General features: G+C 68.8%; 12 protein-coding genes. 5 read left to right on the plus strand and 7 right to left on the minus strand.

Annotation, left to right across the window (positions count from 1 at the left end; all coding sequences use genetic code 11):
- Nucleotides 1-28: 28 nt before the first annotated feature.
- The 3 genes from ACZ54P_RS06865 to ACZ54P_RS06875 form a co-directional block, all read right to left on the minus strand.
- On the minus strand, nt 29-442 hold the full coding sequence (locus ACZ54P_RS06865) for a hypothetical protein (protein ID WP_465460565.1): 414 nt from the start codon (nt 440-442) through the stop codon (nt 29-31).
- A gap of 538 nt (nt 443-980) precedes the next feature.
- Nucleotides 981-2,357 (minus strand): carboxyl transferase domain-containing protein, encoded by a 1,377-nt coding sequence (locus ACZ54P_RS06870; RefSeq protein ID WP_465460566.1) that lies wholly within the window; start codon nt 2,355-2,357, stop codon nt 981-983.
- Nucleotides 2,354-3,775: an acyl-CoA synthetase gene (locus ACZ54P_RS06875; RefSeq protein ID WP_465460567.1), complete on the minus strand. Its 1,422-nt coding sequence runs from the start codon at nt 3,773-3,775 to the stop codon at nt 2,354-2,356. The genes ACZ54P_RS06870 and ACZ54P_RS06875 overlap by 4 nt, the downstream gene beginning before the upstream one ends.
- Before the next feature lie 350 nt (nt 3,776-4,125).
- Here ACZ54P_RS06875 and tsaB point away from each other — a divergent pair, with 350 nt between their 5' ends.
- The 3 genes from tsaB to tsaD are packed head-to-tail and all read left to right on the plus strand — an operon-like array spanning nt 4,126 to nt 6,307.
- Entirely contained in the window at nt 4,126-4,785 is a 660-nt protein-coding gene (gene tsaB / locus ACZ54P_RS06880) for a tRNA (adenosine(37)-N6)-threonylcarbamoyltransferase complex dimerization subunit type 1 TsaB (RefSeq protein WP_465460568.1), read from the plus strand.
- A complete protein-coding gene (gene rimI / locus ACZ54P_RS06885) occupies nt 4,782-5,261 on the plus strand; it encodes a ribosomal protein S18-alanine N-acetyltransferase (RefSeq protein WP_465460569.1) in 480 nt (159 codons plus the stop codon). Before tsaB ends, rimI begins: the two co-directional genes overlap by 4 nt.
- The gene (gene tsaD / locus ACZ54P_RS06890; protein WP_465460570.1) at nt 5,261-6,307 is read left to right on the plus strand and encodes a tRNA (adenosine(37)-N6)-threonylcarbamoyltransferase complex transferase subunit TsaD; all 1,047 of its coding nucleotides are present in this window, start codon (nt 5,261-5,263) and stop codon (nt 6,305-6,307) included. Before rimI ends, tsaD begins: the two co-directional genes overlap by 1 nt.
- Here the strand turns inward: tsaD and wecB are convergent.
- The 3 genes from wecB to ACZ54P_RS06905 form a co-directional block, all read right to left on the minus strand.
- Nucleotides 6,304-7,455, minus strand: coding sequence for a non-hydrolyzing UDP-N-acetylglucosamine 2-epimerase (gene wecB, locus ACZ54P_RS06895; protein WP_465460849.1), 1,152 nt, complete (start codon nt 7,453-7,455; stop codon nt 6,304-6,306). The two genes, tsaD and wecB, sit on opposite strands and share 4 nt — an antisense overlap.
- Nucleotides 7,456-7,559: 104 nt before the next feature.
- On the minus strand, nt 7,560-7,739 hold the full coding sequence (locus tag ACZ54P_RS06900; RefSeq protein WP_465460571.1) for an LPXTG cell wall anchor domain-containing protein: 180 nt from the start codon (nt 7,737-7,739) through the stop codon (nt 7,560-7,562).
- Nucleotides 7,740-7,760: 21 nt separating this feature from the next.
- The gene (locus ACZ54P_RS06905) at nt 7,761-8,537 is read right to left on the minus strand and encodes a choice-of-anchor P family protein (protein ID WP_465460572.1); all 777 of its coding nucleotides are present in this window, start codon (nt 8,535-8,537) and stop codon (nt 7,761-7,763) included.
- A 426-nt stretch (nt 8,538-8,963) separates the two neighbouring features.
- Here ACZ54P_RS06905 and xrtP point away from each other — a divergent pair, with 426 nt between their 5' ends.
- Together xrtP and ACZ54P_RS06915 are read left to right on the plus strand one after the other, a co-directional pair.
- Nucleotides 8,964-9,467: an exosortase P gene (gene xrtP, locus ACZ54P_RS06910; RefSeq protein ID WP_465460850.1), complete on the plus strand. Its 504-nt coding sequence runs from the start codon at nt 8,964-8,966 to the stop codon at nt 9,465-9,467.
- A complete protein-coding gene (locus tag ACZ54P_RS06915; RefSeq protein ID WP_465460573.1) occupies nt 9,467-10,855 on the plus strand; it encodes a glycosyltransferase in 1,389 nt (462 codons plus the stop codon). Before xrtP ends, ACZ54P_RS06915 begins: the two co-directional genes overlap by 1 nt.
- A gap of 51 nt (nt 10,856-10,906) precedes the next feature.
- Here ACZ54P_RS06915 and ACZ54P_RS06920 read toward each other — a convergent pair whose 3' ends face one another.
- On the minus strand, nt 10,907-12,802 hold the full coding sequence (locus tag ACZ54P_RS06920; protein WP_465460574.1) for an N-acetylmuramoyl-L-alanine amidase: 1,896 nt from the start codon (nt 12,800-12,802) through the stop codon (nt 10,907-10,909).
- Nucleotides 12,803-12,840: the final 38 nt, after the last annotated feature.

Genomic DNA, 12,840 nt, shown 5'->3' on the forward strand with positions numbered 1-12,840 from the left:
GATTCGGACAGCGGCATGCGCACCCTGCCTAGCCGACGAGGACCGGTTCCGCGTGCGGTCCGCGCCTCCGGTGAAGCCACCACAAACCACACAGGCCGATCACGCCGGTCTGCGCGGCCGGTGTCGCCACCACGGTCAAGGCGATGAGTGCGGTGACCAAGGCGAACCAGTAGAGCAGGACACGCTTCGTGTTCTCCTGGCTGCCGAAGAATGTGCTTCGCCAGAAATCGGGCCACTGAGCCGCAGGACGCAGATGGACCCGACGGCACGCGGGATCGGTGACCATGCCGACCGATTCACCCGCCAAATCGAGCAATTCGTCGAGACTGACTTCTGCCGGGTGACACCCGCCGTGGTGATCCTGGTTCTTATCCGGGGTCATCGCCTGCGGCTTGGGTGATTCCTCTGGCATACCGCCGGAACACGGCGCTACGCTGGGCATGTTTGATGCCTCCATAAGTCTTGTCCAGGTTGATGGAGTTGTTGAACTTCAAGCGGCTCCCCGGGCATGGGGAGCCGCTTCCTTGTGTGCGGTGCGTCGGTCGTTTCCGAGCCGCAACACAAGCCATTGTGGACGATCTTCCCGGACCTACGGGGCGGTAAGTGAAAGGTTGCTGAATCCTGCGGTGAGCGGTCGGCGGAATTCACCCCGGGTCATCGGATTGCGTGGCTATAACTCGAAAGAGTGATCGCGGAGGTCGAGCGCAATTTCATCGCGCAGACTGCGAGAGTTGAGTCTACTCAGAGTGTTTCGCGTTCACGCTATCGAGTGAGGCGTCATTATTAATGCGGAGAGAAATGTTCGGTAGCGGACATTCGGCTGCGGCATTCATGCATGAAGATGACCATGATCGATGCATCGTGCCCGCTCAGCGCCGACCTTCGACCGTTTGCCGCTTCCCGTTCGCGGTGAAAGGTCACGGGCCCGCTCCGCCTGCGACAAGTCGACTTTAGCCCCCTGATCGCGACGCGTAGGCATGCTAAGCAACGGGAGCGTCGTGTCGGCCCAGATCGCGATTAGGGGGCTGAAGTCGACCTGGGGGGCCGACGACGGAGCGCGCGATTCCCAGGTCGACCAGGTCTTGGGGGCGTAGCCGCAGGCGGTCCGCGAGGGCGGGGACTTCATCGGCGGGCAGCTTGAGGATCGCCGCGGCCGCCTCCGGCGCGGTGACCGAGAAGTACGCGTCGGGCGTCACCCAGGTCGACCCCGGCGCCGCGAACGCCAGCGCGCCACCGGATCCGCCTTCCCCGATCACCAGCGTCGTGATCGGCACGGCCGCGCTCGCGACAGCCTCGAACAATCCCGCGATCGCGGCCCCGGCGCCGTCCCGCTCGGCCGCCGCGTCGTTCGCCGCGCCAGGGGTGTCGACGAGAGTGAGTACCGGGATCCCGAGCCTGGACGCGAGCCGCACCAGACGTGCCGCCGTCCGGAAACCCGCGGGCAGCGTCGGCGTTCCGCACTGCGCCGCGTACGCGATCGTTCGCCCGTCTCGTCGGCCGAAGCCGCAAAGGACACCGGCGTCGACGCCTCCGCACCTGTCACCCGAGACCTGCTCGCGCCAATCGAAGTACGCATCGAGGTACTCCGCCGCCCTCGGCCGATCGGCGGAGCGCGCCGCCTGAACCGCGTCCCACCCGCTGTCGGGCAACTCCAGCGACCCCAGCGCGCCGGGAGGCTCAGCGGCCTCCGGCGTCGGCGAAGTCAGCAACCGCAACCACCGTTCCAGCGCCGCGGGCAGGTCGGCGGGCGGCACGATCTGATCGACATGGCCCCACGCGAGTTTCGCTTCGGCCGTGTAAGCCTCTGCGGGCGCGTCGGCGGGCCGCACCCGGGAGCCGGCGAAACCGACCTGCGCTTCAGGCAACGCGAGGATGATGTCGGCGCTCGCTCCGAGCGTCGCCCAGCCACCGCCCGTGGTCGGATCACGCAGCACCGAGATCTGCGGTACCGACCGGGCCCCGGCCGCCGCCCGCGCGATGCGCTGCAATTGCGAAAGCGCGCGCATCCCGTGCTGCATGCGGCTGCCGCCGGTCGCGATCAGCGACACCACCGGCAGCCCGGATTCCACCGCCCGCGCGAAAGCCGCCTCCACACGATCACCGGTCCGCTGACCGATTGACCCGCCGAGGAAGCCGAATTCGAAGGCGACCACGACCGCCTCGACGTCGCCGATCTTGGCGGTCCCGCAGAGGACGGACTCCTCTTCACCGGACCGCTCGGCGGCGGCTTCACACGCCGCGCGGTAGCCCGCCCAGCCGATCGGCCCGTCGTCCGGCTCGTCGGACCGTGGAACGTCCAGATCCTCGAAACCGGTCGCGATCTCCTTGATGACGGACCGCGCGGAAGGCCTGCTCACCCGAGCGCCCGCTTCATGACCTTGCCCATATCGTTGCGCGGCAACGCCTCCAGATAACGCACCACCCGAGGCCGTTTGTGCGGCGACAACAAACGTGAGACGTGCTCGGCGAGCTCCGTCTCCGTCGGGCGTTCCCCGTCGGGCACCACCCAGGCCACGATGCGCTCACCGAGGTCGTCGTCGGGCTCGCCGGTGACCGCGACCTCAGCGACACCGGGATGCTCCATGAGCGCGTTCTCGATCTCGCCCGCGCCGATCTTGTAGCCGCCGCTCTTGATCAGATCCGTCGCCTTACGGCCGACGATCTTCACGTATCCGGCCGCGTCGCGGGTCGCCATGTCGCCGGTCCGGAACCAGCCGTCGTCGAAGGCGGCTTCGGTCGCGTCGGGGCGGTTGAGGTACTCGGTGAACAGGTTCGGCCCGCGGACCTGGATCTCTCCGACGGTCTCGCTCTCCTCGACGGGTTTCCCGGCTTCGTCCACCAGACGCAGGTCGACGCCGCTCAGCGGGACACCGACGGTGCCGGGGACACGCTCGCAGTCGGCGCGGACGCTGGTGTTCATCAAGGTCTCGGTCATCCCGTAGCGCTCGATCACGCGCTGGCCGGTCGCCGCGGTGATGCGCTGGTGGTCATGGACCGGCAGCGCGGCCGACCCGGAGACGAGCAGCCGGGCGCCGCTCAGCGCCTCGGCGAGCGACGGGTTGTCAGCGACTTCGGCGGCGATGCGGTGATACATGGTCGGGACACCGAACATTATCGTCGCCCCGGTCGCGAGTTCGCGTGCGACGCCTTCCGTGGAGAACCGGCCGAGATGCCGGACCGAGCCGCCGCGCCGGAGCGGCCCGAGGATGCCGAGGATCAGGCCGTGCACGTGGAACAGCGGAAGACCGTGCACCAGGACGTCGTCGGCTGTCCATTCCCAGGCGTCTTCGAGTGCGTCGAGGGTGGTCGAGATCGCGCGGCGGGGGAGGACGACGCCCTTCGGCGGGCCGGTGGTGCCGGAGGTGTAGACGATCAGTGCCGGGGCTTCGGCGTCCGGTTCCGCGGGGAGATCGACGGCTGTGCCTTCGAGCGTGATGGCGCGTCGTGGCAGGTCCTCGAGACCGGCGGGCAGATCGGCGCCCGGTTCGGCGAGCACGAGGACGGGTGCGCTGTCGGCGAGGATGTGCGCGAGTTCGCGCTCGCCGATCTTCGGGTTGAGCGGGATGGCGGGGACGCCGGCGAGCAGGGCGGCGATCACGGCAACGCTGGTGTGCACGGTCGGGGTGGCCCAAACGGCGACGCGGCCGCTCGGCAGGTCACGGGCGAGTGTGCCGGCGACGGTGGCGAGGTCGGCGTAGGTCAGGGAGGTGTCGCCGAAGCGGAGGGCCTCCTTGTCGCCGCCGCTCGCGAGCGTGGGGAACAACCGATCGGACACCGCGTGACCTCCTGCTCGACTCCACCGGCCGGGGCGCGTGGATCCGAGGGCCCCTCGCTGGACCGTACCGCGCTATCCGCCCCCCATCCTGCGACCCGCTTCACACCCGCCCGGATCGCGTTTAGCCCGCTAAAGTCGCTCCGGCCTCCAGGCCCAGGGAGCGACTTTCGCCCCCTAATCGCGACGCGGGCGTGTGGTCACCGGGGCGAGGGGCGGCGCCCGTCCGGAGCGACTTTCGCCCCCTAATCGCGATCCGGCGGCGGGGGAGCGGGCGAGAGGAGCGGCACCGCGGGGGAGCGCGTTTAGCCCGCTAAACGCGACGCGGGGGCCTGGTCGTAGGCTTGGTAACCGTGCTGGTACTGGCCATCGACACCTCGACCCCGGCGGTCACCGCGGGCCTCGTCGCCCTGGACGGTGACGCGCTCGAATCCCGCGGCGACCGCGTCACGGTCGACCCGCGCGCGCACGGCGAGCTGATCACGCCCCACGCTCTCGAAGCGGTCAAGGCCGCGGGCGTCACGCTCCGCGACCTCGACGCCATCGTCTGCGGTGTCGGCCCCGGCCCCTTCACCGGCCTTCGCGCCGGTATGGCGACCGCCGCCTCGCTCGCCCACGCGCTCGGCATCCCGGCTCATCCAGTCTGCAGCCTCGACGCGATCGCCGCCGACGTCGTCCCCGGCGAAGCGCCCTTCCTCGTCCTCACCGACGCGAGGCGCCGCGAGGTCTATTGGGCCGCGTACGCCGCCGACGGCTCCCGCGCCGACGGCCCGCACGTTCAGCGCCCAGCCGAACTCGAAACCACTGTCAAGGTCGCGGCGGGCGACGGCGCCCTTCTCTACGCGGACGCCCTCGGCGTCCAGCCGATCGAGCCGCGCTTCCCGTCACCCCTCGGCCTGGTCAAGGCCGCTCGCACGGACTTCGGAAGCGAACCCGCCCCGCTCACGCCGCTCTACCTCCGCCGCCCGGACGCCGTCGAGCCGGCCGCGCGCAAGAAGGTGACCTCGCCGTGAGGCTGGAACCCTTGCACCGCAAGGATATCCGTCGCTGTGTCGAGATCGAGAAGATCCTCTTCCCCGGGGATTCGCCGTGGAGCGCCTACGCCTTCCACGCGGAACTCGACGCCGGCGGTCACTACCTCGTCGCGCGTCCGGACGAAAGCGACGAGGTCATCGGTTACGCCGGTCTCGCCATCGTCGGTCGCCGCGGCGACTACGAGACGAGCATCCACACGATCGGCGTCGACCCGGCATGGCAGCGCAACGGGATCGGCACCGCACTGCTGAAGGCGCTCCTCGACCGCGCGGACGAACTCGTCGCGCCGGTGTTCCTCGAAGTCCGTACGGACAACGACGCGGCGATCGCGCTCTACGAGCGGCACGGTTTCGAACGCATCGGCCTCCGGAAGCGCTACTACCAGCCCTCCGGCGCCGACGCCTACACGATGGCCCGCCCGCGGGCCCAGGTCCGAGACGAGGTGGCTGGCTGATGCCACGCATCATCATGGGCATCGAAAGTTCGTGCGACGAGACCGGTGTCGGGCTCGTCCGCCTGCACGACGACGACACGGTCGAACTCCTCGCCGACGAGGTCGCCTCCAGCGTCGACCAGCACGCTCGCTTCGGCGGCGTCGTCCCCGAGGTCGCCAGCCGCGCGCATCTGGAAGCGATGGTCCCGACCGTCGAACGCGCCTTCGCCACGGCCGGACTGAAACTGTCCGATGTGGACGCGATCGCGGTCACCGCCGGACCCGGTCTCGCCGGCGCGCTCCTGGTGGGTGTCGCCGCGGCCAAGGCGTACGCCGCCGCGCTCGACATCCCGCTCTACGGCGTCAACCATCTGGCCGGGCACATCGCGGTCGACACGCTCCAGCACGGGCCGTTACCCGACCGCTGCCTCGCGCTGCTCGTCTCCGGCGGCCATACGCAATTGCTGCTGGTGGACGACATCGCGTCCGAGATCACCGAACTCGGGTCCACTGTGGACGACGCGGCGGGCGAGGCCTACGACAAGGTCGCCCGCGTCCTGGGCCTGCCCTACCCGGGCGGCCCGCCCATCGACAAGGCCGCCAAGAACGGTGACGGCGCGGCCATCGCGTTCCCTCGCGGGATGACCGGGCCGCGCGACGCCAAGTTCGACTTCTCCTTCTCCGGCCTGAAAACCGCCGTCGCTCGCTGGGTGGAAGGCGCCGAACGCCGTGGCGAGGAGATCCCTGTCGACGACGTCGCGGCTTCGTTCCAGGAGGCCGTCGCCGACGTTCTCACCATGAAGGCGATCCGCGCGGCCAAGGAACACGGCGTGGACACGCTGGTGATCTCCGGTGGCGTGGCGGCGAATTCGCGGCTGTCCGAACTCGCCGCCGAGCGCTGCGCCGAGGCCGGGATTCACCTGCGCGTCCCGCGGCCCCGGCTGTGCACGGACAACGGCGCGATGATCGCCGCGCTCGGCGCGCATGTGGTCGCCGCCGGACGGCCGCGGGCATCGCTCGACTTCTCCGCCAATCCGGCGCTTCCGGTCCAGATCGTCTCGATCTAACGCGATTCGGCGGCGGTGCGCGGCGTGGGCGCGAGGTCGAGCAGCTCTTCCAGCGCCGCCACCGTCAACGCGGCGGCATTGCCGTCACCGTAAGGGTTTCCGGCGTGCGTCGGACGGAGATCGCCGCGCAGGATCTTGGCCGCGGTGTCGGCGATCAGACCCGTGTCCGTTCCGACCAGCCAGGCGCAGCCGGCCTCGATGGCCTCGCGCCGCTCGGTGACGTCGCGGAGCACGAGGACGGGGGTGCCGAAGGTCGGGGCTTCCTCTTGGATACCACCGGAATCGGTCAGGACCAGCTCGGCGAGCCGTAGCGCGCGCACGAGATCGGGATACTCGAGCGGCTCGGTGATCGTCACCCGCGGTGTCCCGCCGAGCGCGGTCAACACCTGCTCCCGCACGGCCGGATTGGGATGCACCGGGAACAGCACCTGGACGTCGCTGTGCTCCGCGACGATCAGTTCGATGGCCGCGAGCGTGCGGCCCAGCGGCTCACCCCAGGACTCGCGCCGATGCGACGTGACGAGGACGAGGCGTTCGTTCGCCTCGGTGATTTCCATCTCCAGCAAAGCGAGCGCGGTGTCCCTGGCCGGCAGATCACGTTCGGCGATCGCGATGACGGCGTCGACGACGGTGTTGCCGGTGACCACGATCCGTTGCCGCGGAACACCTTCCGTGCGCAACGCGGCCGCGGCACCCGGCGTCGGCGCGAGATGCAGGGCGGCGATACGCGAGATCATCTGCCGGGTGCCCTCTTCGGGGAACGGCGCCGCGAGATCGTGCGTGCGTAGCCCCGCTTCCAGGTGCACGACCGGGATACCCAGCCAGAACGCGGCGAGCGCGCCCGCCAGCCCGGTGGTGGTGTCGCCTTGAACGACGATCGCCGCCGGTGCGACCTGGCGCAGCAACCGATCGAGGGCGGGCAGCACCCCCGAGACCAGTTCCGCCTGCGAGCCCGTGTCCCGGGGCGGGGTGTCGAGCCAGGCGTCGACCGGCAGGCCGAACGGGATCAGCGCCTGTTCGACCATGCCCTGATGCTGTCCACTGTGGACGACAAGGGGTCGTAGGCGCGGGTGCTCCGCCAGTGCCAGTGCCAGCGGCGCGAGCTTGACCGCCTCCGGCCGGGTCCCGGCCAGCAACATCACATCCACGCGTTCGCGCTCCTCATCCACGATTTCGAGTGTCCCGGAGAAACCCGGTGACGGCCGCCGGCGTGCGAGGGGCCCACGCCGGCGGCCGTTCTGCCAGGGGAGCGTCAGCTCCCCACCTTGCCGAGCCGTTTCGTGCGGCGGTACCCGGCGATGACCGCGATGGTTCCGAGGACCAGCAGGATCACGCCGACGGCCAGCCACCAGCCGACATCGGCCCCGGTGGCGGCGAGGGCGCCCACCCCACCACCGGCGACGCCGACTCCGGCGCCAGGCACTTTGTACATCTCGACCTCACTTCACCCAGGTCAGGCGGTGGTCGCGGAACGACGGCCGCGGACGACGCGGATACCGACCGGAACGGCGACGGCGCCGAGCAGACCGAGACCGATCCACAGTCCGGCACCCGAAGCGAGCGGCACGGGCAGACCGGCCGGACCGCAGGTGGCCGACGAGATGATCACGTCACCGGAGCCGAGCGGGTTGAGCGCCCCGCCGAGCAGCTTCACGTGGACCGCGTTGACGGTCAGGCTGCCGTCGTTGTTCTTGATCTGCTCGTTCAGGATGATCGTCGCGACGTTGACGTTGCCGAGACCCACCTTCACCTGCGTGTTCGGCGCCGGCGTGGAGTCGACCGCGCCCGCGCTGCCGAGGTTCGCGCCGACCAGGTTCGTCGCGCCCTGCACCCCCTTCTGGGTCGCGGTGCAGGTGGCTTCGACGACCTTGATGCCGACGTCGCCGAGTGCGCCCTTGAGCAGCGGCAAGCCGACGTCGGCGGTGCTGGCCTTGGCCGTCACGGCGCCGGAGTTGTCGTCGCGCTTGGCTTCGGTGTTGATCGCCCCCGCGGTGAGCACACCGGTGAGGTTCGCCTTCGCGAGGCTGTTGGTGGTCGGCCCGGAGGTCTTCGCTTCGGCGAGCGGCCCGGCCTGCACCGCGTCGAGGCCGAGGAGCTTCACGTCGACCTTGACGCCATACGCGGAGCCGTCACCGGGGGCCGCCGACGCGGGCGCCGCACCGGCGAGAGCCACGCTCGCCACCACAGCGGCGAGCAATCCGCCTCGTCGCAAGAGGTGCGTGTTCTTCAACTGGTCCTCCGAATTGATTCGTGGGGGTTTTCTCTCATCTGCGGTCGGCGCATGGGCACGACCGTCGGACGAATCCTCAGCCAGCCTGATTCGGCTAGCGGCTCGTCTATCGGCGAGTGTTTCCGAAATTGCACAGAAAAGGGCCGAGGATCACCTGATCGGGTGACGTTGAGGACATTTGCCGCAGGTCGCGAATAAGGTCACTCGTTCGGACTAGTCAGTTTCTCCACGATCGTGCCGAAAGGCCCCGTGATCAAGTTGAAAATGAGAGCCCCGGGCGAAAGGGCCGGCTCCCGCTGACTTACTCTCGTCGGCGAGGTCCCCGTCCACTTCGTCGAATCCGTCGTCTGCTGCGCCTTTCCGGAGAGGGTCACCGTGGCCGTTGCAAGTGCTCCTTTGCCTGGTTCAAGCCGGTTTCCGCTGCGCATGGCGGTGGCCGCGGTGATCGCCGTCGCGGTCGGCCTGGTGCTGGCCGAACGCCTGTACCGGGTGTTCGAAGTGCAGGTATCGGGGCTGATACTGAGCGTTATCACCACATCGGGTGTCTTCGTCGCCGGTGAACGCGAGACTGTCTACTTTGGGTTGTCCGGCGATACTCCACTCGGGTTGAGAATGACGCCGGAATGCTCCTCGGTTTTCATGTTGCTGCCGCTTTTGTTGGTGACGGCCGTCATGTTGTATTTCCGGCCGAAAAATGCGAAGAGACTGTTCTCTTCGTTGGCGATTTCCGCGATCGTCGTCATTCTTGTCAATCAGATGAGGGTTTTGGCGATCGTCGGCCTCGTGAACTGGCTCGGCGTGGACGAAGGTTATTACTGGGGTCATACCTTGCTCGGTTCGATGGTCAGCGTCATCGGCGGCGCGACCGCCCTCGTACTGTTCGTCTGGCTGAGCACCCGGCGGTCGCGGGCCGAGCGCGGGGCCGCCTGATGGGCGGCGGCTCGATCAAGATCCTGCTCGCGATCACCCAGGCGTTCGCGCTCACCATGAGCGTCGCGTTCATCGTGTACGTGGTCGTGATCGTCGTGCCGTACCTGCGGCGCAGACCCGCGCCCGTCGGCGACGCCGCCGACTTCACCTGGCACTTCTTCGTTCCGTGCCGCGACGAGCAGACCGTCATCCGCGAAACGGTGCGGTACCTGCGTTCGACGTTCCGGCACGCGCACGTCTGGGTCGTCGACGACGACTCCGAGGACCGCACGGCCAGGGTGGTGCGCTCGATCTGGCGGCGTAACGGCGGTTTCGACCCGTACCTGCACCTCGTTCCCCGACGCCGTCCGGAGGCGAGGACGGGCAAGGGCGACGCGCTCAACGCCGCCTACCAGGCACTCAACGACTGGATGGGCCCGGACGCGAGCCGCGACGACGTGGTCGTCGTGGTCGTCGACGCGGACGGCCGCCCGGCGGAGAACTGCCTCGAAGTGTGCGCGGCGGACCACCTGTTCGGCGATGAGACGATCGGCGCGGTGCAACTCGACGTCTGGATGGGCAACGCGGGCACCCGTCCGCCGGGGAAGAACTGGTTCTCGCGTGCCTTCGGGCTGAAGCTGGCCCAGATGCAGGATCTCGAGTTCCGCACCGCCATCGCGGCGATCCAGACCTCGCGCGGGTTCACCGGCACGATCTCCATGGGCGGCAACGGTCAGTTCACGCGGCTGTCCGCATTGGACTCGATCGCCGGTGAGGACGAGCAGCCGTGGCGCGGTTCACTGCTGGAGGATTTCGAACTCGGCGTGCACCTGCTGACGGCGGGCTGGCGGACCGGGTACACGCCCGATTCCCACGTGAAGCAGGAAGGTCTCTACAGCCTGCGGCGATTCCTGGTGCAGCGCACGCGCTGGGGCCAGGGCACGATGCAGTGTTCGCGGTATCTGCGGCGGATCTGGGATTCGCCGCATGTGAGCACGCTGGGCGCGGCGGAGATGATGTACTACCTCGCGCAGCCGTGGATGCAGCTGCTCGGCTCGCTGCTGTACCCGATCCCGTTCATCCTGCTGCTGTTCAGCACCGCGGGGGATCCGGCGCAGGTGTGGACCTGGTTCGCCGACGACGGCGCGTGGATCCTGTTCGCGATCTACGGCTCGTTCGGGCTGCTGCCGTTCATCGTGTGGGGCCCGATCTATCAGTTCAAATGCCTGAAGAGCCGCAATCTTCTGCGCGGACTCGGGATGGGCTTCGCCTACGCGCTGTACATCTACACGTTTTACATCACGTCGTGGCGGGCACTGTTCCGCCTGGTTCGCGGCCGGAACGGCTGGTCGAAGACGCGGCGGAACACCGAGCACGCCCCCGGGGTGAAGGTCGCACTGGACTCCTGACCCGGTCCCGCGCGGATCGCGTTTAGCGGGCTAAACGCGATCCGCGCGGAGTCAGGCGGCGGGCAGGATCCGGACGTCGTCCGCCTTCACAAAGGCGATCCGGTGTCCGAACTGGATCTGGACGTACCTGGTCTTGCCCTTGACGACCACGTGATTCGCCGGGTCGAACGTCGTCGCCGAGTAGTACTCGGAACCGAGGAGGTTGCCGACGGAGTACCGCTGCCCGGCCGAGAACGTGTACGGCAGCGGGACGACCTGCTGCGCTGGCACGTTCGCCGGATAGGCCTCGGCCTCGGGGTACGCGCGCCCGAACACCGGTACCGTCGCCAGACCGGGCTTCGGGGTCACGACCAGGCCGAACGCCGGGCTCGTCGTCCGCGCGTCGCGGAACCAGCCCTTCTGGCCGAGATACCAGATCGCCGTCCAGCCGTCACGCCGCTCGGCGACCACATAGCGCTGGCCGGTCTCCGCGCGGCTGCCGATGTCGGAGACGGCCATCGTGCTGGCCGAACCGTCCGGGCGCAGGCCGATGTCCTTGAGCAGTGGCGCCGAGTCGTTCGGCGCACTGCGCAGCACGACCGATCCGGATCCCCTTGTCGGACAAGGCTTTCCGGCGGTCTCACAACCGGTGAACGCGGGCTGGTTCGTGGCGAAGTCCGGCGTGATGGTCACCAGCGGCGAACCGGGACGGCCGAAGCCGGACAGCGGCGCGCCCATCAGGTCGAAGTAGTGCGCCCAGTCCCAGTAGGGGCCCGGATCCCAGTGCATTCCCTTGATGGTCGAGGGAATCGTGCCCGGGACGTTGTCGTGGCCGAGGATGTGCGCGCGGTCGAGCGGGATGTCGTACTTCCGCGCGAGGTAGCCGACGAGCTTCGCGGAGGTGCGGTACATCGCCTCCGTGTACCAAGTGCCCTTCGCGGCGAAGCCCTCGTGCTCGATGCCGACGGACTTCGCGTTGACGTACCAGTTGCCCGCGTGCCAGGCGACGTCCTTGGTCGGGACGTGCTGCGCGATCTGGCCGTCGGCCGAGCGGATCGTGTAGTGCCAGCTCACGTACGTCGGGTCGGTGACAAGGTCCATCGCCGTGTCCCAGTAGCCCTCGGTGTCGTGGATGATGATGTATTCGACCTTCTGGCTCTTCGGCCGATCCGCCTTGTCGTGGTTGCCGTAGTCGTTGTTCGGCAGCTCCTGGTACGGCGCCGGCACCGAAAGGCACGAGAGCTTCTTCGGGCACTCCGCTTTCGGGCTCTCGGCCTTGGCGCGCGCGGGGCTCGTCGGTGTCGCGGCGAGGATGACGGTCTGGCCGTCGTCGGTCTTGCGGCTGACGCCCTTGGAGATGGTGTCGAAGACTTCGTCGGCGAAGGACTGCGCTCCCTCCGCGTCCTTCGCGCCGCTGTAACGCGCGACGGCGGCCTTCCAGTCGCCGGTCTCGCGCTGGTACTTCGCCAGCAGGGCGGCGCCACCGCGGATGTTCTGCGTGGTGTCGGTGCGCAGCGTCGCGACGTCCTGGCCGATCAGCGCGGACGCCTCGTCGATGGTTTGCAAGCCAGGCGGGGGAGGTTTCGGCGTCGGTGTCGCCGGGAGTTTCGCTCGGCGGGCGTCGTCGCCGCGCGGATCCTCCTCACCTTCGTCGTGATGCGTGCCGGTGCCCGCTTCACGCAGATCGGTCAGGTGCATCGGGCCGTAGCCGGCGGACGTGCTCGGCGTACCGGCGTTGAAGTCCCAGCGTGACTCCAAGTAGGAAACGCCGAGAAGGACGTTCTCGGGGACGCCGAACTCCTGCGCGGCGGCCGCGAAGTCCCGCTGACGCTGCTGATCCGCCGGAGCGGCTTCGGCGGGGACGGCGGCGAGGAGTCCGGCGGCGAGGGCGAGGACCGCGAGTCCGGCGGTCCGTTTGGACCGGCGCCGGAGCGGTTCGAGGGCAACAGGATGGAAGGGACGCGGCATGGGCGTGAACCCCCAGTGACTAGGTCTGCGGTTACAGG

Source organism: Amycolatopsis sp. NPDC034160 (genome assembly GCF_055575355.1).

Coding starts and splice junctions, on each gene's coding strand:
- ACZ54P_RS06900 (WP_465460571.1), bottom strand. CDS start 7,739: ATGTACAAAGTGCCTGGCGCCGGAGTCGGCGTCGCCGGTGGTGGGGTG.
- ACZ54P_RS06865 (WP_465460565.1), bottom strand. CDS start 442: ATGCCCAGCGTAGCGCCGTGTTCCGGCGGTATGCCAGAGGAATCACCC.
- tsaD (WP_465460570.1), top strand. CDS start 5,261: ATGCCACGCATCATCATGGGCATCGAAAGTTCGTGCGACGAGACCGGT.
- ACZ54P_RS06915 (WP_465460573.1), top strand. CDS start 9,467: ATGGGCGGCGGCTCGATCAAGATCCTGCTCGCGATCACCCAGGCGTTC.
- xrtP (WP_465460850.1), top strand. CDS start 8,964: ATGGCGGTGGCCGCGGTGATCGCCGTCGCGGTCGGCCTGGTGCTGGCC.
- ACZ54P_RS06920 (WP_465460574.1), bottom strand. CDS start 12,802: ATGCCGCGTCCCTTCCATCCTGTTGCCCTCGAACCGCTCCGGCGCCGG.